Annotated in this window: 22 protein-coding genes and 2 pseudogenes; 14 read left to right on the forward strand and 10 right to left on the reverse strand. The window is 64.0% G+C overall.

Annotated features, from left to right (window positions below; all coding sequences use genetic code 11):
- Both AC0L2A_RS19775 and mobA read left to right on the forward strand, forming a co-directional pair.
- A pseudogene (locus AC0L2A_RS19775) lies at nucleotides 1–251 on the forward strand (hypothetical protein); the annotation flags it as partial.
- Nucleotides 241–873 (forward strand): molybdenum cofactor guanylyltransferase MobA, encoded by a 633-nt coding sequence (gene mobA / locus AC0L2A_RS19780; protein ID WP_473610212.1) that lies wholly within the window; start codon nucleotides 241–243, stop codon nucleotides 871–873. The pseudogene AC0L2A_RS19775 and the gene mobA, both read left to right, overlap by 11 nt.
- A 10-nt stretch (nucleotides 874–883) precedes the next feature.
- On the opposite strand, the gene AC0L2A_RS19785 is transcribed toward mobA, so the two are convergent.
- The 5 genes from AC0L2A_RS19785 to AC0L2A_RS19805 are packed head-to-tail and all read right to left on the reverse strand — an operon-like array spanning nucleotide 884 to nucleotide 6,302.
- The gene (locus AC0L2A_RS19785) at nucleotides 884–2,845 is read right to left on the reverse strand and encodes a molybdopterin biosynthesis protein (RefSeq protein WP_473610213.1); all 1,962 of its coding nucleotides are present in this window, start codon (nucleotides 2,843–2,845) and stop codon (nucleotides 884–886) included.
- Between the two features lie 7 nt (nucleotides 2,846–2,852).
- Nucleotides 2,853–3,974: a molybdopterin-binding protein gene (locus AC0L2A_RS19790; protein WP_473610215.1), complete on the reverse strand. Its 1,122-nt coding sequence runs from the start codon at nucleotides 3,972–3,974 to the stop codon at nucleotides 2,853–2,855.
- Between the two features lie 50 nt (nucleotides 3,975–4,024).
- Nucleotides 4,025–4,837, reverse strand: coding sequence for an ABC transporter substrate-binding protein (locus AC0L2A_RS19795; protein ID WP_473610299.1), 813 nt, complete (start codon nucleotides 4,835–4,837; stop codon nucleotides 4,025–4,027).
- A gap of 47 nt (nucleotides 4,838–4,884) precedes the next feature.
- On the reverse strand, nucleotides 4,885–5,607 hold the full coding sequence (locus tag AC0L2A_RS19800) for an ATP-binding cassette domain-containing protein (RefSeq protein ID WP_473610300.1): 723 nt from the start codon (nucleotides 5,605–5,607) through the stop codon (nucleotides 4,885–4,887).
- 2 nt (nucleotides 5,608–5,609) lie between these two features.
- Nucleotides 5,610–6,302 carry an ABC transporter permease gene (locus tag AC0L2A_RS19805; protein WP_473610216.1) on the reverse strand — a complete coding sequence of 231 codons (693 nt, stop codon included), beginning with the start codon at nucleotides 6,300–6,302 and terminating at the stop codon, nucleotides 5,610–5,612.
- Between the two features lie 102 nt (nucleotides 6,303–6,404).
- On the opposite strand from AC0L2A_RS19805, the gene AC0L2A_RS19810 reads away from it, so the two are divergent.
- Nucleotides 6,405–7,280: a substrate-binding domain-containing protein gene (locus AC0L2A_RS19810; protein ID WP_473610217.1), complete on the forward strand. Its 876-nt coding sequence runs from the start codon at nucleotides 6,405–6,407 to the stop codon at nucleotides 7,278–7,280.
- Between the two features lie 42 nt (nucleotides 7,281–7,322).
- Here AC0L2A_RS19810 and AC0L2A_RS19815 read toward each other — a convergent pair whose 3' ends face one another.
- The gene (locus AC0L2A_RS19815; protein ID WP_473610218.1) at nucleotides 7,323–7,529 is read right to left on the reverse strand and encodes a DUF6494 family protein; all 207 of its coding nucleotides are present in this window, start codon (nucleotides 7,527–7,529) and stop codon (nucleotides 7,323–7,325) included.
- 109 nt (nucleotides 7,530–7,638) lie between these two features.
- On the opposite strand from AC0L2A_RS19815, the gene AC0L2A_RS19820 reads away from it, so the two are divergent.
- The gene (locus AC0L2A_RS19820) at nucleotides 7,639–8,925 is read left to right on the forward strand and encodes a hypothetical protein (protein ID WP_473610220.1); all 1,287 of its coding nucleotides are present in this window, start codon (nucleotides 7,639–7,641) and stop codon (nucleotides 8,923–8,925) included.
- 9 nt (nucleotides 8,926–8,934) lie between these two features.
- Here AC0L2A_RS19820 and AC0L2A_RS19825 read toward each other — a convergent pair.
- Nucleotides 8,935–10,169 (reverse strand): annotated as a pseudogene (locus AC0L2A_RS19825) (GGDEF domain-containing protein).
- A gap of 236 nt (nucleotides 10,170–10,405) precedes the next feature.
- The gene (locus AC0L2A_RS19830; protein ID WP_473610221.1) at nucleotides 10,406–12,445 is read right to left on the reverse strand and encodes a 4Fe-4S binding protein; all 2,040 of its coding nucleotides are present in this window, start codon (nucleotides 12,443–12,445) and stop codon (nucleotides 10,406–10,408) included.
- 101 nt (nucleotides 12,446–12,546) lie between these two features.
- On the opposite strand from AC0L2A_RS19830, the gene AC0L2A_RS19835 reads away from it, so the two are divergent.
- The 10 genes from AC0L2A_RS19835 to AC0L2A_RS19880 all read left to right on the forward strand — a co-directional run bounded on the left by AC0L2A_RS19835 (nucleotide 12,547) and on the right by AC0L2A_RS19880 (nucleotide 21,676).
- A complete protein-coding gene (locus AC0L2A_RS19835; RefSeq protein WP_473610223.1) occupies nucleotides 12,547–13,284 on the forward strand; it encodes a biotin/lipoate--protein ligase family protein in 738 nt (245 codons plus the stop codon).
- Entirely contained in the window at nucleotides 13,275–13,817 is a 543-nt protein-coding gene (locus tag AC0L2A_RS19840) for a DUF6505 family protein (protein ID WP_473610224.1), read from the forward strand. The genes AC0L2A_RS19835 and AC0L2A_RS19840 overlap by 10 nt, the downstream gene beginning before the upstream one ends.
- Nucleotides 13,814–14,830, forward strand: coding sequence for a DUF6352 family protein (locus AC0L2A_RS19845; protein ID WP_473610226.1), 1,017 nt, complete (start codon nucleotides 13,814–13,816; stop codon nucleotides 14,828–14,830). The genes AC0L2A_RS19840 and AC0L2A_RS19845 overlap by 4 nt, the downstream gene beginning before the upstream one ends.
- Before the next feature lie 13 nt (nucleotides 14,831–14,843).
- Nucleotides 14,844–15,356 carry a DUF3305 domain-containing protein gene (locus tag AC0L2A_RS19850; protein ID WP_473610227.1) on the forward strand — a complete coding sequence of 171 codons (513 nt, stop codon included), beginning with the start codon at nucleotides 14,844–14,846 and terminating at the stop codon, nucleotides 15,354–15,356.
- Nucleotides 15,353–16,048, forward strand: coding sequence for a DUF3306 domain-containing protein (locus AC0L2A_RS19855; RefSeq protein ID WP_473610229.1), 696 nt, complete (start codon nucleotides 15,353–15,355; stop codon nucleotides 16,046–16,048). Before AC0L2A_RS19850 ends, AC0L2A_RS19855 begins: the two co-directional genes overlap by 4 nt.
- Before the next feature lie 114 nt (nucleotides 16,049–16,162).
- Nucleotides 16,163–16,822 (forward strand): TorD/DmsD family molecular chaperone, encoded by a 660-nt coding sequence (locus tag AC0L2A_RS19860; protein ID WP_473610230.1) that lies wholly within the window; start codon nucleotides 16,163–16,165, stop codon nucleotides 16,820–16,822.
- 33 nt (nucleotides 16,823–16,855) lie between these two features.
- Nucleotides 16,856–17,074 carry a formate dehydrogenase gene (locus AC0L2A_RS19865; protein ID WP_029350210.1) on the forward strand — a complete coding sequence of 73 codons (219 nt, stop codon included), beginning with the start codon at nucleotides 16,856–16,858 and terminating at the stop codon, nucleotides 17,072–17,074.
- A gap of 7 nt (nucleotides 17,075–17,081) precedes the next feature.
- Nucleotides 17,082–19,994, forward strand: coding sequence for a formate dehydrogenase subunit alpha (locus tag AC0L2A_RS19870; RefSeq protein ID WP_473610231.1), 2,913 nt, complete (start codon nucleotides 17,082–17,084; stop codon nucleotides 19,992–19,994).
- 15 nt (nucleotides 19,995–20,009) lie between these two features.
- Complete coding sequence (gene fdh3B / locus AC0L2A_RS19875) at nucleotides 20,010–20,606, forward strand: formate dehydrogenase FDH3 subunit beta (RefSeq protein WP_027151217.1); 597 nt, start codon at nucleotides 20,010–20,012, stop codon at nucleotides 20,604–20,606.
- A 53-nt stretch (nucleotides 20,607–20,659) separates the two neighbouring features.
- Entirely contained in the window at nucleotides 20,660–21,676 is a 1,017-nt protein-coding gene (locus AC0L2A_RS19880; protein WP_473610233.1) for a formate dehydrogenase subunit gamma, read from the forward strand.
- A gap of 108 nt (nucleotides 21,677–21,784) precedes the next feature.
- On the opposite strand, the gene AC0L2A_RS19885 is transcribed toward AC0L2A_RS19880, so the two are convergent.
- Together AC0L2A_RS19885 and AC0L2A_RS19890 are read right to left on the reverse strand one after the other, a co-directional pair.
- Nucleotides 21,785–22,000: a hypothetical protein gene (locus AC0L2A_RS19885; protein ID WP_287180486.1), complete on the reverse strand. Its 216-nt coding sequence runs from the start codon at nucleotides 21,998–22,000 to the stop codon at nucleotides 21,785–21,787.
- Between the two features lie 48 nt (nucleotides 22,001–22,048).
- Entirely contained in the window at nucleotides 22,049–22,702 is a 654-nt protein-coding gene (locus AC0L2A_RS19890) for a hypothetical protein (RefSeq protein WP_473610234.1), read from the reverse strand.
- Nucleotides 22,703–22,928 lie beyond the last annotated feature (226 nt).

Genomic DNA, 22,928 nt, shown 5'->3' on the forward strand with positions numbered 1-22,928 from the left:
GCGGGCTGCGGCGTCAATCGCCCCTCACGCGGGTTCTTGGGGCCCCCCCGCTCCTCGTCGGGCGGGGGGGTCCCCCCGCGGGGGGAGTCGCGCGGGCGCGGCCGGCCGCCCCCCCGCTGGTCGGTCGGGCGCGCGGCAAGCGGTTCGCCGTGCTATCGGGCGCGGACCGCATCGTCTTCGACCAGGACCTCGCTTCCGTCGACGAGGAAGCACCGCGTCACAGACGCAAGGGAGCCGACGATGGCGAATGAGAAGGTGCCGACCCTGGGCGTCGTTCTCGCCGGCGGGCTCGCCCGGCGCATGGGCGGTGGCGACAAATCGATGCGTCGGATCGACGGACTCACCATCCTCGAGCATGTCCTCGAGCGCCTCAGCCCGCAATGCGACGGGCTGTTGCTGAACGCCAATGGCGACCCTGCCCGCTTCGACCGCTTTCGCCTACCAGTCGTCGCCGACCCGGTCGAGAATTATCCGGGCCCGCTTGCCGGCGTGCTTGCGGGCCTCGACTGGACCGCGGCGAACAGGCCCGATGTCGAATGGATCGTCAGCGTCGCAGCGGACTGTCCTTTCTTGCCGCGCGACCTCGTCGAACGGCTGCATCGGGCGCGCATGGCGAAAGCTGCGGATCTGGCGGTGGCGATGTCAGCGGGTCGGACGCATCCTGTCATCGGGCTGTGGCAAGTGGCGATGCGAGATGCGCTACGCCATGCACTGGTCCAAGAGGGCGTTCGCAAGATCGACCTGTGGACGGCTCGCTACAAGGTTGCAACCCAGTCCTGGCCGGACAAGCCGGTGGATCCCTTCTTCAATGTCAACACGGTCGAAGATTTTGCCGAGGCCGAACGGCTGGTTGGGCACCTTGCCGACCCTTAACCCGGATATCTCACACTTGGCCAGGTCGGGTAAAACCCATGCGCTCGACCGCCTCGTTGAATTCAGGCGAAGCGAGCGCGGCAAGGAAGGCCTGCACCGCGGGTCGCTGTTTGCGGGCAGAGACCAGCGCGAAATCATAATGCTCTTCCTTCAGCGCAATGAAACCGAGCCCGGCTGAGCGCGCCACCGGCGCAATGGTGACGCCCCAGTCTGCTCGGTTCTGTGCGACTGCCGCCGCGACGGCATTGTGCGAGCGGGGCTGGTTCCAATATCCGTCGGGACGCGCCGGGCCAAGCAGTTGGTCGATCAGGATGCGCGTACCCGAGCCCTGGTTGCGGTTGACCATCATGCAATTGGGATCGGCGACTGCGGCTCGCACCGCCTCCTCCGGGTCGGTCCCCTGGAAGCGCACGTCGCCCGGGCGGTAGACGATGCCCTGCATGCGTCGCCATCCCTGCACGAGTTCGAGGCCTTCGCTCAGGAACGGCGCATTGTAGCTTTGCGTCTTGGCATCGAAGAGGTGGATGGGCGCGATATCGCACTCGCCTCGCCTCGCCGCGGCCAGGCCGCCCAGGCTGCCGACCGCGATGGACCGCACCGTCAGGCCGGCGCGAAACAGAATGCCCACGACAAGATCGAGGCCGGTGCAGTTGCTGCCGATCACCACGAGATCGGGAACACGGACGTGCGGGGTGAACAGCGTCACCGACGCCTCGCTTCCGGCAGGCATATTGTCGGCTAGAGCTTCGATGCTGATGAAGCCGTCGGCCTGGGCAAAGGACGTTATCGCCCCCGAGCCCTTGCCGGTGGGATAGGCGACCAGCCCCTGCTCACCCTCGACCAGCGATACCATCACGAACTCCGTGCGGCCGAGTTCGGACTGAATGCGCAGTGGGACCTTTGCCGCGACCTTCGCTTCGGTCCGAGGCGGCAGGCCCGCCATGCGGCGCAGCACGGGTACGATCATGTCGTGGAAGGTGAACATGGCCGAAGTCGGGAATCCCGGCAGCACGACGACCGGCTTGCCGTCGCAGACGGCGAGGCAAAGCGGCTTTCCCGGCTTCAGCGCCACGCCATGGGCAACGATGCCGGGCGCGCCGAGACGGTTCACGATGCGGTGGCTGACATCACCCGCGCCCTTGGACGTCCCACCCGACAGTATCAGCACGTCATGCGCCGCCAGCGCCTCGCGCATGGCGGCTTCGAGTGTGGCTTCGTCATCCGGATAGGCGCCGAGAAAGCTCGCCTGGCCGCCATTTTCGGTTATCGCGGCGCTGACGATTGCGCCATTGGCGTCGTAAATGCCGGCGGGTCGCAGGGTGTCGCCTGGTTGGACAAGTTCGTCGCCGGTCGACACAACCGCCACCCGCAGCTTGCGCGCCACCGTCACCAGCGCAATTCCACAGGCGGCAAGCATGCCGATTTCACGCGAGCCGATCACCGTTCCGGCGCGCAGCAGAACCTCACCGCGGGCAATGTCGGATCCGGCATGCGAGATGAACTGGCCGGGCGAGGCTCCGCGCCTGACCTCGATGGCATCGCCTTCGGCTGGGTGTGTGTGCTCCACCATGACGATGGCATCGGCGCCGCGCGGCACCGGCCCGCCCGTCGCGATCGAGGTGGCGGTGCCTGCGAGCACAGGGATTTGCGGGGCGACACCGCAGGCGATGGTTTCGCGGTTGAGCAGGAGCCTGGCAGGAAGCGCCTCCGACGCGGTGGCGATGTCGGCGGCGCGCACGGCAAAACCATCGACGTTCGAACGGTCGAAGGGCGGCACGTCGATCGGAGCCGTGACATCATCGGCAAGCGGCAGCCCAAGCGCATCCGCCAGCATCAGTTCTTCGGTCGGGGTCGTCCTGGGAAATAGCACCGCCTCGAAACGGGCGAGCGCCTCGTCGCGCGACAGGACCGTCAGGAACTGCTCCTGGCCGGTATGCTCCTGGCCGGTATCTGGGCGGGTGGATCTGGTCATCACCGACTCATCTGGGATCGTCGAACACAAAGGCGCCGACAGGTGTTCCCGCGGCCCAACCCTCACTGCCCCCTGGAATGGCAAGCCATGCATCCGCCAGGCGGATCGCCTCCAGCGAAAAATCTCCTATCGCAAGCGGCCGCCATCTGTCTTGTTGCTGGTTCAGCAGGACGATCTCGGCCAGTCCGACCGTGGACGAGATTTTCCGCTCCAGCGCCAGGACCGTCTGTCGCCGGGCGCTCCTGTCCGTCAGGCGATCGATAGCCGGCTGAACCAGCGCCAGAAAGGCGGCAAGAGCCTGATCGGGCGCGCCGGGCAGAGCAATGATCGGGACCGCATCGAGCCGTCCGATCGCCGCGGTTCGGCCGGGCTGTAGCGCTATGTTGTGGGCGATGAGCGCCCCACGCGCGGCAAGCGCGTCGGCTGTAGCGTCGGCGCGCCCCGCACCAGTGCCTCCAATCAGGATGATCAGATCGCCGGCTGCATTGCCAAGCGCCTGGGCGACGGATCTGGCGTCGCGCGAAACCGTTTCGATATCGAACACCGTCGCGCCAGAAGCTCTTGCGAGGTCGGCGACAAGATGGCCCGTGAAAGTATCGCTCGTTGGGGCGGCGACATCGATCAGGCGCACCTGCGGCATCCGCACCGCAATTTCACCAATCCCTGCACTTCGCACGGTCAGGAGGTCCGCGGCCGACAGCCTGTGCCCAGCAATGATCAGCGGTCGGCCCGCCGCCATGTCCTCGCCAGCGCGTCGCACGCCCTGGCCCGGAGCCGCTTCATCGAGCGCCTGGGGCATCGGGCCGCTGCAATCGATGAGATCGGCCTCGAGAACGCAATCGCATCCCTCCGGCATGGCGCCGCCTGCTTCTATCCAGACCGGAAATGCCATCAGCGGCAGCGGCGAATAGGCCGACGCACCGGCAAGATCGAGCGCGCGGCACGCCCAGCCATCTGTCTTTGCCATGTCGCGGACCGGCTGCGCGCGTGCCAGGGGCGGCATGGCGGCGCCGATCTTCCCAAGCGTCTGGTCAAGCGGCAAAAGAGTGGGCGCGACCGGCTCCACTCCGTCGAGGAGTGCGGCGAGAGCCGCTTCGAGACCGGTCAGCGCGCCGATGGAAGGCTGCATTCTCATCATGTCCGATGATGGGGCAGATGCGAACCGCTTTGCAACCGACTTCAGGAGCGCTGCTGCTCAGCGTTCGGGAAGAAGAGTTGCTGGCCGTCAATGGTGTACTCGCCGATCGCCTGCTGTCCTTCCGGCGAGATCAGCCAATCTATGAAGCGTTGGCCGGGTTCGGCCTTGACGTTCGGATGCCTCGCGGGGTTCACCAGGATGACGCCATACTGGTTGAACAGCCTTTTGTCGCCTTCGACCACGATCTCCAGTTCGCCGCGGTTCTTGAACGCCAGCCATGTGGCGCGATCGGAAAGCACATAGGCATCCATGGCGCTGGCTGTGTTGAGCGCAGCGCCCATGCCCTGCCCTATCTCCTTGTACCAGGGGTCCCCCACCGCCGCGATATCGACACCTGCCGCCTTCCAGAGTCCGAGTTCAGCAAAGTGGGTTCCGGATTTGTCGCCGCGGGAAACAAAAACAGCTTTTTTGCTCTGGATCGATGTCAAGGCGACTGCGATATCCGGCGAACCCTTGATGCCGGCCGGGTCGCTTCTGGGCCCAATCAGGACGAAATCATTGTACATCGCATCGAAGCGTCTCACGCCAAAACCTTGCTGGACGAATTTCTCCTCCTGCGCCCTGGCATGGACGAAGACCACGTCTGCGTCTCCCCGGCGGCCGGCGTCGAGCGCCTGGCCGGTTCCCTGCGCGACCACCCTCACCTCGATACCGGTCCTCGTGGTGAACAACGGCAGTATGTGGTCGAAAAGGCCGGCATCCCGCGTCGACGTCGTCGAGGCCACCACGATCGACTGTTCCTGTGCGCTGGCCGATGCGCCGCTGGAGGCGAGGAAGGTCAAAATGACCGCAATTGCGGTAAACTGCCGACGGTTCAGCACTGGAAGCTCCATTTCCGCAGTCAAAGAACGAGTTCCCCATGGATAAAGGCTGCAGCTTCTGCGGATGCGGGGCGATCGAAAAAATCACCGGCGCTGGCGTGCTCGCACAGTCGGCCGCGAACGAGGAAGACGACATCTCCCGCGAGCCGTCGCACCTGACCGAGATCGTGCGAAGCCATGACGATCTTGGTGCCCGATTGGGCGGCCATGAGGATGATCTCCTCGACATGGCGGGTTGCAGCGGGATCAAGGCTGGCGGTGGGCTCATCGAGCAGCAAGACCTCGGGTTCGCGCGCCAGTGCGCGGGCAAGCGCCACGCGCTGTTGCTCGCCGCCGGACAAGCGCCGCGCAGGTCGCGCCGCCAGGCCCAGAAGGCCCACACAATCGAGAAGTTCCTCGGTGCGTGTCGCGCGACGATGGCGCGGACAGCCAGCTTGCGCCAGTCCGTAAGCCACGTTGGCGGCGACGGAGCGGCGCAGCATCACCGGTTTCTGGAGCAGCATTGCCCGGCGGCCGAGGCCGCGATCGGTGCGCCCACCCCAGCTCACAGTTCCTGCGGAAGGCGCGGCAAGTCCCATGCAAACCCGAAGCAGTGACGTCTTGCCCGCGCCATTGGGACCGAGCACCAGTGTCGGCGCACCGGGAGCAATCGCCAGGTTCAGGCGGTCGAGCATGGTCGTGGCGCCGGCGCTGAGCGAGACCCGGTCCAGAACGAGAGGAAGGTCGGTCAGCGCGGCCCGCATCATCAAGCCACCCGTTGCTCCGACCACAATCGCAGGCCCCAGGCAGCGGCATTGATGGCAAGAATGAGGCCGATCAGGATGACGCCGAGCCCGATCGCGAGCGGCAGGTCTCCCTTTGATGTTTCGAGCGCGATCGTGGTGGTCATGGTTCGGGTAAAGCCCTCGATATTGCCGCCGACGATCATGACCGTGCCGACTTCGGCGGCCGCCCGGCCGAAGCCGGCGAGCATTGCGGTGATCAGGCTGAAACGGCTGTCCCACAAGAGCGTCGCCACCCGGCCTGTCGGGCCGACGCCCATCGCCGTCAGTTCGTCGCGATATTCGCGCCACAAATCCTCGATGGTCTGGCGCGTCAGAGCCGCGATAATCGGCAGGACGAGAAGCGCCTGCGCGATGACCATGGCGGCCGGTGTGAACAGCAGGCCGAACGCGCCGAGCGGCCCTGATCGCGACAACAGCAGGTAAACGGTCAGGCCGACGACTACGGGCGGCAGGCCCATGAAGCCGTTGACAAGCACGACGAGCGCGGAACGTCCCGGAAAACGGGTCAGTGCCAGCAACGCCCCGAGCGGCAGTCCCACGACGGCCGCAACTGCAACGGCGGCCAGGGTAATGGTCAGCGAAAGCCGCACTATCGAGATCAGCGTCGCGTCGCCGCTCGCTATAAGCTGCCATGCATCTAGGCCTTCTGACATTCCCATTCGCCTGCGCTGCGTCCTTCCCTGCTATTTCTGCTGCATTTACTCCGTATTCGTCAAACAATTGAACTTGCGCAGGAATATGCATAAGGTTGCAGGATGGATTTGCTGACGACTGTGGAAGCCGCAGACTATTTGCGCCTTGGCGAACGCAAGCTTTACGAATTGGTCGCCAAAAACAGCATCCCGTGCAGCAAAGTGACGGGCAAATGGCTGTTTCCGCGTAACGAGCTCGACCGGTGGGTTCTGTCGGGATTGGCGCGTCCCGACGGGATGATTGCGCCCGAGCCGCCGCCCATAGTCGGCGGCAGCCAGGACGACCTGCTGGAATGGAGCCTTCGTCAGGCGGGCTCCGGCCTTGCCTCGCTTACCGAGGGGACGGCAGGCGGCGTTGCGCGTCTTTTGCGTGGCGAGATTGCCGCTGCGGCGATCCATTTCCACGGTGATGCCGCCGACCCCAATGTGGAGGCCGCGCGCGCCATGCCGCGGCTGCACGATGCGGTGCTGATCGGTTTCACGCGGCGCGAACAAGGGCTGCTGCTGCCGCCGGGCAACCCCCGATCGCTCAACAGCCTGGCCGATGTCCTAGAAAGCGGCGCCAAGATCGCGATGCGCCAGGTCGGGGCCGGAGCCCAAATGCTGCTGGATGTCCTGGTCGCCCGCGCCGGCGCCAGCCAGAGGCGGTTGAACCGGCTCGAGCCGCCATGCCTGACAGGGCCGGAACTCGCTGCCGCGATCCGGACCGGCAGGGCCGATTGCGGCATTGCCACACGCGCCGCCGCGCGCGCCGCCGGCCTCAAATTCGTGTCATTGGCGTGGGAGAATTTCGATCTGCTGATGCGGCAGCGAACCTATTTCCAGCCTTCGATCCAGGCGCTGATCCGCCTCATGGCCGAGGACAGCTTCACCCAGCGCGCCGCAGAACTTACGGGCTATGACACCGACCCGGCCGGGCAGGTCCGATTCTTCCATTGATGTGGGGTGTCGATGGAGCGCCGGGCGCACCGCCGAACCTGTTCAGCCAAGGTCGATGTCGCCTTCGACGACGTGGTGCAGACCCGCGCGTTCGGCCGTGATCACGGCCCTCACGGTCAGGCGCCCCTGCCCTTGCAGTCCCGCATCCGCCACGGCCTTTTCGATCGCCTGCTGCGAGGTGACGCCGACCTGCTTCAGGAACTTGCGCATCGACACGTTGAAGGCATCGGTTTCCATGTTTTGAGTCATAGGATTGCCTCTAATAGCTTGGACTGTGCGGCTGGTCGGGTCGCGATCGCATGCTGTTCCCCGGCAAAGACGCTGCCCGCCAGCGGAACACGGAAACGTATGATGCGCAATGCATAAGACGCTCGCAACAGCTTTGCTCGCTGCTGTTTTCCTCGCCGGCGCGACGGCACATGGTGCGGAACTGCGCGGGCATGGCGGTCCGGTGCGGGCGATTTCCGTGGCGCTGGACGGAAAGACGGTGGCAACCGGCAGTTTTGATACCAAGGCAATCATCTGGTCGCTTGAGACCGGCGAAGCACGCGACGTGCTGCTCTTTCATGAAGGTGAGGTAACTGCCGTCGCTGCATTGCCGAACGGGCGCTTTGCCAGCGCCGGTACGGATGGTCGCATCGCGATCTGGCAAATCGGTCGAGGCGAGCCGGCCCGCATCCTGGAGGGCCACACCGGGCCTGTCGCCGACCTCGAACTGTCACCCGACGGATCGATGCTGGCTTCGGCGTCCTGGGACACCACCGTCCGGCTCTGGCCGCTTGCCGGTGGGCCAGCGCGCGTCCTCGAAGGCCATCGTGCAAACGTCAATGCGCTCGCCTTCCTGGCGGACGCAACCCTCGTCAGCGCCGGCTATGACGCGACAGTCATCTTTTGGCCGAGCCAGGCTGGGGCGGCTCCGCTTCGGGCCATCATGCCGACGCCGCTCAACGCCCTAGCAAGAGCGTCCGGCGACCGCCTGTTCGTCGCAGGTGCTGACGGGCAGCTGCGGCTGCTCGACCGGCGCGGCAAAGTGCAGCTGGAAGTTCCGGTCTTGGGCAAACCGGTGATTGCTCTCGCCGCCACCGCAGACGCGAACTATCTCGCCGTCGCCGGCATCGGTGATGGAATCCTGTTGCTGGACGCCATCAGCCTCTCCACCATCCGCACGCTCGACACCTCCGGCGTGGCGGTATGGTCGCTTGCGTTCGCGGCTGGCGGCAAGACGCTTCTGGCTGGCGGCGCCGACCATCTGGTGCGGGAATGGAACGTCGAGACCGGCGAGCGCCTTGGAGCCGCTACAGCAGGCAGGACCGATCCGATGGCCAGATACGCAGGCAATCCGGACGCAGAAGTATTTCGCGCCTGCGTTGCCTGCCATACGCTCGACCCGAACGATGGCCATCGAGCCGGGCCGACGCTGCATGGCATTTTCGGGCGCAAGATAGCGTCCGTGCCGGGTTACCATTATTCGCCCGCTTTCCGGAAAATGGACATCGTCTGGACACCGGAAACCGTGTCAGAGCTGTTCGAGCTGGGTCCGAACGCCTACACCCCCGGCACCAAGATGCCTGAACAGACGATCAGCAATGCCGAGGATCGGGCAGCCCTGATCCGCTTTCTTCAGGCCGAGACACGCACCGACTGAACTTCGACATCACCGCATCGACCGAGCGCCCAAAAGGCTCGATGACTTCAGCCTGTGGAACACCGCCCGATTGCGGCCAGTCTGCTTGGCAACATAGAGTGCTTCATCGGCCTGGCGCTGGAGCTGCTCCGGCGAAATGGCCTGGTCCGGCGCCTGGACCGCCACGCCGATGCTGAGGGTGATATAGCGGGACACGCGGGATCCAGGATTAGGAAGACGAGCAGCTTCCACACACTCGCGAATTCGCTCGGCTACAATGGCGGCCTCCTGCTCGTTCACACTTGGAAGCAGCACGAGAAATTCCTCACCGCCATAGCGCGCAACATGATCGCGATCGCGCCTCACGTTCTCCCGGATCAAGCGGGCGACCTCGATGAGGCAACGATCGCCCTCGGCATGACCGAGACGATCGTTGAGCTTCTTGAAGTCGTCGATGTCGCACATCAGCATGGCGGCGCCGCCGGGGCATTTGCCGCCACCGCCCCAGACGTGGTCGAGCGTTTCCGTCATCCGGCGCCGATTGTCGACGCCGGTCAGCGGATCGGTTCTCGCCAGAAGCTCCAGCCGATCGTTCGCTTCTGCCAGTTCGGCAACCCTGTGTCGGTCTCGAAGCTCGAACAGAAAAGTCTTCTGAGCCAGAATTGTCATCGTACGCCGCGCGGCGACCGTAGCGAGAATGCCGCTGGCGAAAAACAACGTGGCAGCCACCGCATTGCCAATCTCAAGGCCCGGGTTCTGCACCTGGAAGACGAGATAGAGACCGAGAGCCAAAGCCGCGACCGTCACGGTCCATGCCTGAGGGACGCCGAAGATGATGATGGCGGTAATCGCTACGAACAGCATGATGTTCAAGTGCCGTTCGTAGAACTCGCCGCCGGCGCTTGCGCCGACCAATACGATCGACAACAGGATGAGGAACATGCCTGTGATCAGGGAACCCCCTGGACCCAGGACGGGCGCCGTTTTCGCCAGACAAGGACCACGGCTGCAGCGACGGGAGGGATGATGGCGCCAGGCAAGAGCATGGATAGCGCGATCGACCTTGGAAGCATCACCAGGTTGAGCGCCAGCGTCAGCACATCCAGGAACGCCACCCATGTCATCCAGGCGCGGATGATCTTGGCCGTTTGCGACCAGACACGTGCCTGAAACAGGCGCTTGATCTCGCCTTTGAGCCGGATGTCGCGCGTGCGCTGCGCCAGAAGTCGCTCAACTTCCGCCGTGACGGCAGGATCGTCCTGCATGTCAAGGTGCGTTCGATCTACCAATCGACGAGCCCTGAGGCCCCCCTTTGCCATACGTCCATTCGAGCCACCCGGTGGTCAGCCGAGCGGCAAGCATGTCACGCTATGCCTAAGATTTGATTGCTGAAACCGTTTATTTGCGTGTTGATCGTGTAACCCCTTTTGGTCACCGTCGTAGCCGGCTCACCGCCCCGATCGCCGGGAAACGCATTTTTGAGGGCGATCAGACCGAGGGCTCAGACCGCCTTGTCGCTCGAGGCCTTGCGCTCCCGCAGATAGTCTTCAGTGGTTCGCGGCGGCGAACGACCAGGGCCGGCATAAGGATCGAAGCCCTCATTCATGGCCGCATCGACGCGGCAATTGTCGCACATCCGTACAAGGTCGAGCCGCCGTGCGTTCTCGCCTGCAAACATCCAGTGTTTGCCTTCGAGCTTGGCGACGATCCGCTCGACGGTGCTCCTTGTGCCGAACGGCTTTGCGCAGCGGATGCAGTTGTACGGCTCCTCTTGCTTCACGACCCGGCTGCGAGCACCCCATGCCTGGAAATCCACCTGCGGCGTCAAGGTGATGACCTTCTCCGGGCAGGTCGCGGCGCAAAGGCCGCACTGCACGCAGGCGCTCTCGGAAAAATACAGGGCCGGCTGCTGCTCGCTGTCGGAAAGCGCCCCGGTTGGACAGGCCGAGACACAAGAGAGGCAGAGCGTACAGCCGTCGACATTGACGTCCAGGCCGCCGAACGGAGCTGCAGCAGGCAACGCCACCCGGTCGACCGGCGTCGGCGCGGCTCGATGGAGCTCGAGCATGGTGCTCGTCAGCAGGCTGCGCTTCTTGCCGAGCGGCAGGAATGCCGCCGGGCGCCGCGACGCAACATCTGGAGTAATCAGGTCGAGCGCCGAGGCGAGTATGTCGGGATCGTCCACTTCGATCAATCCGCAGACCTCCGCGCCATAACCGAGAGACCGGCTCAAAAGATTGGCGATTGCGATGTTTGCGGCAATTCCGGTAAGCTCATGCCTTGGCTTGGCCGACGACAGCGCCCTTACGGCGCAAGCGCCCCAGGCGACCGGCGCGGTCCATGCCTCGACCCCTAACTGGGTAATCTCGTTCACCGCGACCGGCAGGACATTTGCGGGCAGACCCGCGCCGAAGCGGGCAAGTGCGTCGATCAGCGGCTCGCCATGGCCGAGATCATGGAATAGCACAATCGCATCCAGGCCGCCCGCCTCACGATAGGTGACAAGAAGCGTCCGCAGCCGCCGAAGCAGCGTTGCGGCATCCGGCACGGCGTAGGCGGCAGCGCCCGTGGGACATGCCGCCGCGCAGCTGCCGCAGCCGGCGCATACTTCCGCATCGATCGCGACGTGGTTCCCGGCGGGCGTTATCGCCCCAGTCGGGCACAGGTCGAGGCACCGTGTGCAGCCGGTGATGCGCGATCTCGAATGGGCGCACAGATCGGAGGAGAAATCGATGAAGCGCGGCTTGTCGAACTCGCCAACCAAATCGGCTGCCGTTGCGATCGCAACGGCGACGGAGGCGCGATCGCCGGGATCGGCCTTCACGTAGCCGTCGCGCAATTCATGAGCAGGGAAAAGCGGAGCCCCGCCGGAGAGATCAAGGATGATGTCGGCGTTCGAGACCGCTCCATCCCGCGATATCCCAAAGCCAAGCCGATCGCGCGAAGATGGATTGGGCGCCGCGAAATCGTCGACTGTCAATTCGAAGGCGCCAAGATGGCCGCGCGCTTGCCGGATCGTTCCCTGCATGACGGGAAAATCCCAGACCCGGTGCGGCGCGATATCGCGCGGACGGCTAAGCAACACAGTGACATCCAGCTTTTCGGCGAGTTGCCGGCCCGCGTCGATCGCCGTCGCGTCGCAGCCATAGACCAGGACGACACCATTGCTCGAAAGCGTAACGAGCGCGGGTGGCGAAGCGGGTTCGGCCGCCATGGCGAGCAGAGCCGCCGCTTTCGGGCCGGCAGCAGCAGCATCCTGCGACCAGCCGCCCGTCTCGCGAATGTTTGCGAAAACCAGATCGCCTGCGAAACCGAGTTCCTCGGCGAGGTCGCCGAAAAGCGGCGCCTGTTGCGTGCAGCTGATGGTGACTGCTTCGCCGCCGCTCAGGGCGCTGCGCACCCGGTCGAGTTCCGCGCCGCAGAACTGGTCCCCCGCCTCGACCCGTGCGCCCTTGCATCCGCGGGCGACGCTGGCGCCGAAGCGTGGCATGCTCCGCTCGCACGAGCAGACCAGGACCGTGCGTGGTTTGTCCAGGCTCATTCCGACTCCCGTGGCATCTTCCTTGCCCACGCGGTAGCGCCTCTTGTCTGGAAGTATTATAAAGACATTACAGTCGCCGTCATCAAAATATGGATCGGCCTATGCGGCCCTCTGTCAGCGACCTCCAACTGCCACCGCCTTACAGCCTCGTGCCGCTGAGAGAGGCCGGTGACGCCTTTGCGCACGCCTGCGCGATTGCGGCAGACGAAGGCGCAGGCACGCTTGCCTGGGTGCGCCGCTACGATCTGGCCGAATTCGCAGTGGTGCTTGAGCCTGAAGAGCCGCTGGAGGATGCGCGTCGCGCGATCTATGCCGGCATGAACGCACTTGCCGATGCGCTTGCGGTCCATGCTCCGCCGTCGCGGCCCATCACCTTCGACTGGCCCGACACTGTTCGTGTCGACGGGGTTCTCGTCGGCGGCGCCCGCCTGGGCTGGCCGGAAGGGGCACGGGAGAACGAAATCCCCGACTGGATCGTCTTCTCCGGCATGATCCGCACCGCCGTCATCCGCGCCGGCGAGCCCGGTCTGCGGCCGCTGCTTGGCGCGCTTGACGAACTCGGCTTCGTTGCGCTCGATGCCGGTGAGATCGTTGCGAGCTTCTCCCGCCATCTGATGGCCGCATTCCACGAATGGAGCGACAGCGGCTTCGGTTCGATCGCCAGCCGCTGGCTTGACCGGCTGCCCCGAAAGGGCGACGAGCATGCAGAGCTTGCCGGCAACGGCGATCTGCTGATTTCCGACACGACCTCTCACGGGCTTCGCGAGCGAAGAAGCCTGCCCGAGGCGCTTGCCAGGCCCTCCTGGCTCGATCCGATGACGGGCACGCCATGGCTTTGAAGCTGCCGCGAACGATCCGCCTCGATCCATCGGATACGTTTGTCTATTCGCGCGCTGCAGAACCGGGCGAATGGGCGGTGACCGGCACCTTCCTGTTCTTCGGCGCCGATGTGGCCAGGCTTTCCGGCAAGGAACGGCAGGCGTTCCGCGCCGGGTTCCTCGGCATTGACAGTTTCGGCTGGTCCACCCTCGTCGTGGTCACGGACGCGTCCGCGAATGATCGCGCGGCGGCCGTCGATCGGCTGGCCGAGCAGCTTGTGGTGCGATGCGGTGCGCCGGACATCGAAACGGCGCGCGCCGCCGCCGAAGAGGAGATAGAATTCGCGCAATCGCTGTGCGACCACCCGCTAAACACGCTGATTGGGGTCAACCGCACCAGCGAACAGGCCGGCACCCGCGAGTGTTTCCGCACCCTGCATCGCAAGGCGAGCCGGCTGGAGCCGGCAACGGCATTCCGCTTTGTCGAAATCGAGGGCGAGGACGCGTCGACGGAAAAGTTCGATCTCCTTGCGTTGGCCGGGAGGCAGAAGTGAAGGATTTCTGGGTTTCCTCAGGTCATCACCTTCTCGACAGGGATGAGGCCGGGCGCCTGCTCGTGACCGACTCCTTTCTGAAGGCATATTTTGCGCGGCCAGAGCTTCTCCCTCCCGAAACGGCCTGCCCGGCGGAGTTGCGCCTGCATCACGAACTTTTGATGCATCATCCGCGCCGGCCGGTCGCAAAGCAGGAGATCGCCGCCTTGGAGGACCCGGATGCGCGCGAGAACTGGGAGTTCATGATTGCCTTTCGCGACCATGTGCTGGCCGCTCCCTCGCTCGAGGCCGCATATCTCGCGCTGGCGCGCGGCTCGGCCGAAAATATCCCGCCGCTGTTCATGAACCAGCTTGCGCAGGTCGTCCTGCGCAATGCGCTGGATGGTCAGCACGACGCCTGCGTCGTGCGAGCCGCTGAGCTGTTTTATCGGCCACAACGGGTGACGTCTAACGAGGGCGCCGTGCTTCTCGCCGATGCCGAAACCATAGAGCTGCATGAACAGAACCGCCATGCCTCGCCGCTCCTCGGCATGCTTGGTGGCCCAGCTGTCACGGAGCTGGAGATACTCGACGAGCACAATTCCGAGAGTTACTTCGCCAGGAGCGACGCTTTCGATATGGTGCTTAAACTCGGCAGCGCACGCAGTCCGGCCCGGCGCGGCCTTGCCACCGCAATGGAGATCTGGATTCGCCATCTTGTTGCGGTGGACGTGGAGATCGAGCCGGTGGAGCGGATCGAGGATGAGGACTGGGCCTGGTTCGTCGGCCTCGACGCCGAAGCGACCCGCATCGGCAACACGCTCTGGGCCGGCGATGAACTTGACCCGGAGGCTGCACAGCGCGTGATTGCACTGTTCCGGCTCACCTTCTCCGACACAGGCGAAGTACTGCCGCAGGTGGGCGCCAGGCCCGTCTGGCTCATAATTGCCATGACCCCTGACCGAACGATCCGCATGAAGCCGCAGAACCTTGTCGCAGGCCTGCCGTTTCGCGCCCCAGGGACGGTGAACTAGGAGGATTGGTGCCATGGTGCGGGAGACGGCGGAAGTCGGGGTGATCGTCGAGCGACGGGCTCTGGACAACCCGTGGATCGACCATGTCTGGGTTCCCGTGGCCGTGCTGGCGGGCGCGCCGAGCGCGGCGCCATGGTCGGTGCTGCACAAATCAGACGGCGTGACGCGCTTCTATGCCGGAACTTTCAAGCTTGAGCTCTTCGGGTGCGACACGGGCATGTACCGGGACAACCTCCGTTCGGGGCGGCCTAGCCTGTGGATCGCGCTCCGGTCGAGCGATGCTCCACCCGGAGTTGTGCTGCACCTGGTGACCGCTGACCCTTTCGAGGGCGAGTCGCTGACCGAGGCTGGCCCCGACATCATCGAGGCCGTGCCGATGCCGATCGAGCTTCAGCAATGGCTGGCCGCCTTTGTCGAGACGCATCACGTCGAGCGTCCTTTCATCAAGCGCCAGCGCGATCGGGCGGACCCTGATGCCCTGGCGAGGCGCGGTCCTCGTTCCGGAACGACGGATGATGCCGAATGAGCGCGGGACGCGACAATGTCTTCGCCCGCTGGTCGCGCCTGAAACAGGCGGCGCGTTACAGTTCGACTGCGGGGCCGCAGAACGATCAGCTTTCGCCTGACGAAGTTGCGGCGCCAGCCGATACTGGTGAGCAGCTTGCACCAGCAATTGTCGAGCCGGAGGCCGCCGAGCCCGCCGAGCCCCTCCCTCGCCTCGAGGATCTGACCGCTCAAAGCGATCTCTCAGCCTTCCTGCGCAAAGGCGTGCCCAAAATGTTGAAGCGCGCCGCATTGCGCAAGATGTGGTCGCTCGATCCGGCAATTCGTGATCATATCGGGCCTTCCGAATATGCCTGGGACTTCAACAGCCCTGGATCCATGGCGGGATTCGGCCCCTTGAAAGCATCCAGCGAAGCTGTCGTGGATTTCCTGTCGAACGGCGGCAACCCGACCGATCCGGCACCCGCCGCCATGGCTTCGCAGGCGCCGGAGACGGCGCCAGCGACCAGCGCCGTTTTGGCGGACGAGGGCGTGAACGCCTCAGCCGATGGGTCGGATTCTGTCACGCCGGACAGTTCGATCGAACCGGCAAACCCCGAATCTCCTTCGGCCGACGGCGCCGGGACCGCTATCGATCGCGACGAAGGCGCCGGCGCCGCGGAATCATCGCCGATCGATCACCAGCGACGCCATGGCGGCGCCATGCCGCGCTGATCTGGATTTGTTGCCATTTTGGCACAGTCGCTGTTGCAATTGCCGGGCGGGGCACTAGTATTCACTTACCCACTCGTTGAGGGGCACGGTCGAGGTCAGTAGATGAACCCAGACTTGCGCCTGGAGGAGGCAATCGGCACGTCGTGCGGAGCTGACGCTCTGGTTCCCGGCGTAGAAGATGCTGACGTCAACGACGTGAACAGCGCACGCGCGGATGAGTACGCGCTGCTCGCCACGCTTCTCCTGGCCGCTCCGGATGCAAACCTCATGGCGCGGCTTTCCGGGTTGCGAGGCGACGCCGAGACCCCGCTCGGCAAGGCTCATGCCGCACTCGGCCAGGCCGCTTCTTCGGCCTCTCCGGTTGCCGTCAGTCGCGAGTATTTCGAGCTCTTCATCGGGGTCGGGCGCGGCGAACTCGTTCCCTACGCCTCCTACTACCTGACCGGCTTTCTCAACGAACGGCCGCTTGCCCGCCTGCGCGGGGACATGAGGCGCCTCGGCCTTGAACGCGCGGACGGTCATTTTGACCCGGAAGATCATCTCGGCACGCTGTTCGAGATCATGAGCGGCTTTGCCGCCACCCATTTCGTGGTTCCCGCCGGCGAGGAGCGGGACTTCTTTGAACGTCACATCGCGCCGTGGGCGAGCCGTTTCTTGGCCGATCTGGAAAACGCGGCCCCGGCCAGGTTTTACCGGGCAGTCGGCGCGTTGGGGCGGATTTTCATCGACATTGAAGCCGAAGGCTTTGCCATGGAGGCGCGACCAAGCTCGTGACCTGATCGCGTCGACGCATAGGGAGGAAGGCAGATGCAGGAAAAGCAACAGACGGCAATGAACCGCCGCAATTTCCTTCGCGCCTTCGGCGGCGCATCCACTACCGCCGTGGCCGCCGCCGCCGTGACGCTCACTCCAGGAGAAGCGCAAGCTTACGATCCCGGTGAGGAGGAGACGAGGGCTCGCTACCGCGAGACCGAGCACGTCAAGGCATTTTACCGTGTGAACGGTTATGAGACGTTGAAGAAATGAGGGCGCCATGCTGACCAAGCGCAAGAGCGGTCAGGCGAGCCGCACAAGATTGCACACATTGATGGGCACGGTCGCCTCCGCTCCCATCGACCGGCGAACCTTCCTTCGCCGCTCCGGTCTCGCGGCCGGCGGAATGGCTGCACTCGGGTCGTTCCATCTCGGCACCGTTCAGAAGGCGGCGGCCATAAGTCCGCCGCAGCCAGGCGTGCCTATAGAACTGAAGAAAAGCGTCTGCACCCATTGCGCGGTCGGCTGCACCGTTACCGCCGAAGTCCAGAACGGAGTTTGGACCGGTCAGGAGCCTTCGTGGGACAGCCCGATCAACCGCGGCTCCCATTGCGCCAAGGGCGCAAGCGTGCGCGAACTCGTGCACAGCGACCGCCGGCTGAAATACCCGATGAAGCTCACCGCAGGGCAGTGGGAGCGTGTCTCCTGGGACGACGCAATCAATGGGATTGGCGACAAACTGCTTGAGATCCGTGAAAAGTCCGGCCCGGAATCCGTCTACTGGATGGGGTCGGCCAAGTTTTCCAACGAAGGAACCTATCTCTTCCGCAAGCTCGCGGCGCTGTGGGGAACAAACAATCAGGACCACCAGGCCCGCATCTGTCATTCGACGACCGTCGCCGGCGTAGCCAACACCTGGGGCTACGGCGCGATGACGAACTCCTTCAACGATATCCGCAATTCGAAGACCATGATCATCATGGGCGGCAACCCAGCTGAAGCGCATCCGATAGCGATGCAGCATCTGCTGGAAGGCAAGGAACTCAACCAGGCCAATCTGATCGTCATCGATCCCCGTTTCACGCGCACCGCCGCCCATGCGACGGAGTACGTCCGATTCCGGTCCGGCACTGACATAGCGCTGTTGTGGGGCATGCTATGGCACATCTTCGAGAACGGCTGGGAGGACAAGGAATTCATCGCGCAGCGCGTCTACGGGATGGATGAGGTCCGCAAGGAAGTCGCGAAATACACGCCGGAGGAGGTTGAGCAGATCACCGGCGTGCCTGGCGATCAGGTGAAGCGTGTCGCCGAGATGTTCGCCACGCAGAAGCCGTCGACGATGATCTGGTGCATGGGCCAGACACACCACACGGTTGGTACCGCTAATACACGCGCAAGTTGCATACTGTGTCTCGCCACCGGCAATGTCGGCAAGCCGGGCACGGGCGCGAACATCTTCCGCGGCCATGACAACGTCCAGGGCGCGACGGACATCGGGCTCGATGTGGTCACCCTGCCCTTCTATTACGGGCTGACGGAAAGCGCCTGGAAGCACTGGTCGCGCGTTTGGGAGATCCCCTACGAGGACCTGCTGAGCCAGTTCGACTCGAAGGATGCCATGGAAACCCCGGGCATACCGCTGACAAGGTGGTTCGATTCCGTCTCGCTGCCCAAGGACAAGATAGCGCAGCGCGACAGCATGCGCGCCATGTTCATTCAGGGCCACGCCAGCAACAGTATCACCCGTATCCCGGATTCGATGAAAGGCCTGACAGGCCTGGAGCTGCTTGTCGTCGCCGATCCCCATCCCACCACCTGGGCATCGCTGGCGGTGGAGGCGGGGCGAAAGGACAACACTTATCTGTTGCCGGTCTGCACGCAATTCGAGACGTCAGGCTCGCGCGTCGCCTCAAATCGGGCCATCCAGTGGGGTGAGCAGATCGTGAAGCCGAGCTTCGAGCAGAAGGACGACTACCAGGTCATCTATCTGTTGTCGAAGAAGCTCGGGCTTGCCGACAAGATGTTCAAGAAGATAGCCGTCGAGGGCGACCGTCCGGTGCCGGAGGACGTGCTGCGCGAGATGAACCGCGGCAGCTGGTCGACGGGCTATTGCGGTCAGTCGCCGGAGCGGCTCAAGGCGCATATGAAGAACCAGCACAAGTTCGACCTGGTGACGATGCGGGCTCCCAAGGACGATCCCGAGGTCGGCGGCGACTATTACGGCCTGCCTTGGCCATGTTGGGGCAAGCCTGAGATCCGCCACCCGGGTACGGCCAATCTTTACAGCACCGGCCTGCATGTTATGGACGGCGGCAGCCCGTTCCGCGCCCGCTTCGGCGTCGAACGAAACGGCCAGACCCTATTGGCGGAAGGCTCCTACACGCAAGGCTCGGAACTCACCGACGGCTATCCGGAGTTCACCATGGCCGTGCTCAAGAAACTCGGCTGGGACAAGGATCTGACGGCGCAAGAACGCGCCGTGATCGAAAAGATCGGCGACGACATCAACAAGGTCTCGTGGTCGACGGATCTGTCAGGCGGGATCCAGCGCGTCGTGCTCAGCCATGGCTGCCATCCCTACGGCAACGGCAAGGCGCGCGCAGTAGCGTGGAACCTGCCCGACCCGGTGCCCACCCATCGCGAGCCGATCTATTCGCCGAGGGTGGATCTGGTCGCAAAATATCCGACCTATCCCGACGCCACGCAGTTCCGGTTGCCGAACATAGGCTTCAGCGTGCAGCAGGCGGCGGTGGAAAAGGGCATCGCCAAGACGTTCCCGCTGATCCTGACCAGCGGCCGGCTCGTCGAATATGAGGGCGGCGGCGAGGAAACGCGGTCGAACAGATGGCTGGCCGAGTTGCAGCAGGAGATGTTCGTCGAGATCAACCCGGCCGACGCGTCCGAACGCGGCATCGGCGATGGGACCTGGGTTTGGGTCAATGGTGCGGAGAACAACGCGAAGGCGCGGGTGAAGGCGCTGGTCACGGAGCGCGTCGGCCGCGGCGTCGCGTTCATGCCCTTCCACTTCGGCGGCTGGTTCCAGGGCAAGGATCTGCGGGCCCACTATCCGCAGGGCTCCGATCCATATGTTCTGGGAGAGAGCGTCAACAGCATCACCACCTACGGCTACGACCCGGTGACGGGCATGCAGGAGCCGAAGTGCACGCTTTGCCAAATCGTTGCGGCGTGAACGGGAGGAACAGAAATGGCCAGGATGAAATTCCTTTGCGACGCTGATCGTTGCATCGAGTGCAATGCCTGCGTCACCGCCTGCAAGAACGAGCACGATGTGCCATGGGGCATCAACCGGCGCCGCGTCGTCACCATCAATGACGGCAAGCCCGGCGAACGCTCCGTCTCGATGGCGTGCATGCATTGCACCGACGCGCCTTGCGCGGCGGTCTGTCCGGTCGACTGCTTCTACACCACGGCCGACGCCGTGGTGCTCCACTCCAAGGACCTGTGCATCGGGTGCGGCTATTGCTTCTACGCCTGCCCGTTCGGCGCCCCGCAATATCCCCGTGTGGGCAACTTCGGTTCGCGCGGCAAGATGGACAAATGCACCTTCTGCGCCGCGGGCCCGGAAGGTGATTCCACCGAAATCGAATATGCCAAATACGGGGCCAACCGGCTGGCTGAAGGCAAGCTGCCGCTTTGCGCCGAAATGTGTTCAACCAAGTCGCTCCTGGCCGGCGACGGGGAGATCATCGCGGCGATCTACAAGGAGCGTGTGACGCAGCGTGGCTATGGTTCGGGAGCCTGGGGCTGGCAGACGGCCTATCGGGAAACAATCGACGTGTAGGAGGCAGTCGGGCTCGTCTCGCGCGCAACGGAGCTAGCAGAGAGGACGGAGAAATGCCGGACAACAGGCTTGGTCGACTGATTCCGCAGGCTATCGCGGCGTTCATGACGCTCACGCTGCTGGTCGCGGCGCCCGTGTACGCGCAAGCCCCATCCGGGAGCAACCCGACCGCTCAGGCGGTGAACGAACAGCAGCTTCTTGATGAGCTGCGGAAGATCGAGGGGCGCGTCACCCTGCCCAATACGGCCGCCGGCTTGCTCGAGCAACCGCAAGGCCGCGATTACCGCGGCTTCCACGAGGGCTGGCTGCCGTGGATCGGCGGCATCGCGATAACAGGAATTTTGCTGCTGCTGGCGCTGTTCTATCTCTACAGGGGCCGCATCCGTACACTGGCGCCCGAATCGAGCGTAAGGATTTTGCGCTTCGGTGCTCTGGAGCGGCTGACCCACTGGATGACTGCCACGGCGTTCATCATCCTAGCCATCACCGGCTTGAACTTTATCTTCGGCAAGCGTCTGCTGATGCCGCTGATCGGGGCCGATGCTTTTTCAACCTGGTCGATCTGGGCGAAATACGCCCACGACTTTGTCTCCTGGGCATTCATGCTCGGCATATTGATCATGCTGGTGACATGGGTCTGGGATAACCTTCCCGATCGCCATGACGCGCATTGGCTCAAGGTCGGTGGCGGCTTTTTCGACAAGACCAACAGGACGCATCCGCCGGCCGGACGTTTCAACACCGGCCAGAAGCTCATCTTCTGGGCCGTCGTGCTCGGCGGAATTGCGCTTTCGGTATCCGGCATATTCATGCTGTTCCCGTTCGCATTCACCGACATAAACGGCATGCAGACGGCCCAATATGTTCACGCGACTGTCGGCGTCATCCTGATCGCCGTGATTATCGCTCACATCTATATCGGCACGCTCGGCATGGAAGGCGCTTATGAAGCAATGGGTTCGGGCACCGTCGATATCAACTGGGCGAAGGAGCACCATAGGCTTTGGGTCGAAAGCCAGGAGGCGAAAGGTGCGATACCGCCGCGCTCGGCGGCCGAACCCGCTGAATAGCGGCTTCTGCGCGGAATCGAAATGCCCGGGCCAGGTCCGGACATTTTTTGGCGTGCTCGCAGGCTTTCATTGCGCGGGCCTCGAAATCCACGTCAGCGACCATAGGTCTTAGGAAGGTGTCTCCTCGCCCTCCGCGGCTGCGGTAGAGTTGTCGCCCGGCTCGCCCGTCCAGTTTTGACCGACCAGATTGTGCCCCGGATCGCCGACGCGAGTGCTCTCGCTGCTGTAGACCTGCCATGCTGGCTGTTGCTGCTGCGCGCTCAGAAGAAAATAGCCGGCCCCGAACGCAATTGCGATCGAAACGACAATTCCGGTCAAGATCATACCCATCCCGCCTTCTCCTTTTACCTGCTCAAAGTCCCAGTCATGCTCTCATTGCGGCGGCGGCGCCTGCGGCGCCGGATCCTGCCCCGTCACGGATGGAGTGCCAGATCCGGGCGGCTGAAGGGCACCGGACTTTTGCTGATGCTGCAGGTCGAGTGCCGCCAGCGCAAGCAACGGCGGCGGCATGGCGATGCCGGCCACTCGCATTTGTCGCGCGGTCTTCTGGCATTGTGCAATGTCATTGGCGGCGGCCAGTTCCTCCGCTTTCGCGGCATTGATCACGGAATCCTTGGGAGTGCTTGACGTATCGGAGGGGGGCACCGGCGCGGCCCTGCTTTCCTTCTGGGGCGCGTTCGTCGCCGATCCGCTGGCCACCTTCTCTTTGTTCGGTTGTGGAGCATCGCTGGCAACCCCAGCCTGCCCGGTAATTTTCTGCGCCGAGCCCGTCCCGGTCTCGGGCTTGGCGGGCGCGGCTGCGCTGGTAGAAGATGTGCCAGACTGCTGAGCCGAGGCAGCCGCGGTCGGGGTAGCCGCTTCGGCAGGCGCCTTCAGGAAGGCGAGGAGCTCCTGGCAGAGATTGGCAGGCCCGCCTGGCTGCTGGGCAGCAGGCGGCGCAGCCGCTGGAGCCGTAGGCTCGGGGGCAGTGCTCGTCTGCGCCAGCGATGTTGACGCCGACAGGGCAACGATCCCTGCGAGAAGCATTTTTTTCATCGCCTTGCTCCTTCCCTGATGAAAATCACCCGCCTCGGTGACAGCATAACGTCAGAGGTGCCCGAACGATCCATGGAATTGCGACGCCTGCCTCGCAATTCGGCCATCACTGTCCTCGATGAGATGACTGACGACTACATGCGCGAGGCCAACGGAAAACCGATGGCAGTCGACATCGCGAGGGCGATCGGCCGCGGACGGAAAAATGCCGCAAATC

It is taken from the genome of Mesorhizobium sp. WSM4844 (genome assembly GCF_055811775.1).

Excerpts from the sequence above, each read along its gene's own strand:
- mobA (WP_473610212.1), top strand. The coding sequence starts at position 241 with ATGGCGAATGAGAAGGTGCCGACCCTGGGCGTCGTTCTCGCCGGCGGG.
- AC0L2A_RS19785 (WP_473610213.1), bottom strand. The coding sequence starts at position 2,845 with ATGACCAGATCCACCCGCCCAGATACCGGCCAGGAGCATACCGGCCAG.
- AC0L2A_RS19790 (WP_473610215.1), bottom strand. The coding sequence starts at position 3,974 with ATGCAGCCTTCCATCGGCGCGCTGACCGGTCTCGAAGCGGCTCTCGCC.
- AC0L2A_RS19800 (WP_473610300.1), bottom strand. The coding sequence starts at position 5,607 with ATGCGGGCCGCGCTGACCGACCTTCCTCTCGTTCTGGACCGGGTCTCG.
- AC0L2A_RS19805 (WP_473610216.1), bottom strand. The coding sequence starts at position 6,302 with ATGTCAGAAGGCCTAGATGCATGGCAGCTTATAGCGAGCGGCGACGCG.
- AC0L2A_RS19810 (WP_473610217.1), top strand. The coding sequence starts at position 6,405 with ATGGATTTGCTGACGACTGTGGAAGCCGCAGACTATTTGCGCCTTGGC.
- AC0L2A_RS19815 (WP_473610218.1), bottom strand. The coding sequence starts at position 7,529 with ATGACTCAAAACATGGAAACCGATGCCTTCAACGTGTCGATGCGCAAG.
- AC0L2A_RS19820 (WP_473610220.1), top strand. The coding sequence starts at position 7,639 with ATGCATAAGACGCTCGCAACAGCTTTGCTCGCTGCTGTTTTCCTCGCC.
- AC0L2A_RS19830 (WP_473610221.1), bottom strand. The coding sequence starts at position 12,445 with ATGAGCCTGGACAAACCACGCACGGTCCTGGTCTGCTCGTGCGAGCGG.
- AC0L2A_RS19835 (WP_473610223.1), top strand. The coding sequence starts at position 12,547 with ATGCGGCCCTCTGTCAGCGACCTCCAACTGCCACCGCCTTACAGCCTC.
- AC0L2A_RS19840 (WP_473610224.1), top strand. The coding sequence starts at position 13,275 with ATGGCTTTGAAGCTGCCGCGAACGATCCGCCTCGATCCATCGGATACG.
- AC0L2A_RS19850 (WP_473610227.1), top strand. The coding sequence starts at position 14,844 with ATGGTGCGGGAGACGGCGGAAGTCGGGGTGATCGTCGAGCGACGGGCT.
- AC0L2A_RS19855 (WP_473610229.1), top strand. The coding sequence starts at position 15,353 with ATGAGCGCGGGACGCGACAATGTCTTCGCCCGCTGGTCGCGCCTGAAA.
- AC0L2A_RS19865 (WP_029350210.1), top strand. The coding sequence starts at position 16,856 with ATGCAGGAAAAGCAACAGACGGCAATGAACCGCCGCAATTTCCTTCGC.
- AC0L2A_RS19870 (WP_473610231.1), top strand. The coding sequence starts at position 17,082 with ATGCTGACCAAGCGCAAGAGCGGTCAGGCGAGCCGCACAAGATTGCAC.
- fdh3B (WP_027151217.1), top strand. The coding sequence starts at position 20,010 with ATGGCCAGGATGAAATTCCTTTGCGACGCTGATCGTTGCATCGAGTGC.
- AC0L2A_RS19880 (WP_473610233.1), top strand. The coding sequence starts at position 20,660 with ATGCCGGACAACAGGCTTGGTCGACTGATTCCGCAGGCTATCGCGGCG.
- AC0L2A_RS19885 (WP_287180486.1), bottom strand. The coding sequence starts at position 22,000 with ATGATCTTGACCGGAATTGTCGTTTCGATCGCAATTGCGTTCGGGGCC.
- AC0L2A_RS19890 (WP_473610234.1), bottom strand. The coding sequence starts at position 22,702 with ATGCTTCTCGCAGGGATCGTTGCCCTGTCGGCGTCAACATCGCTGGCG.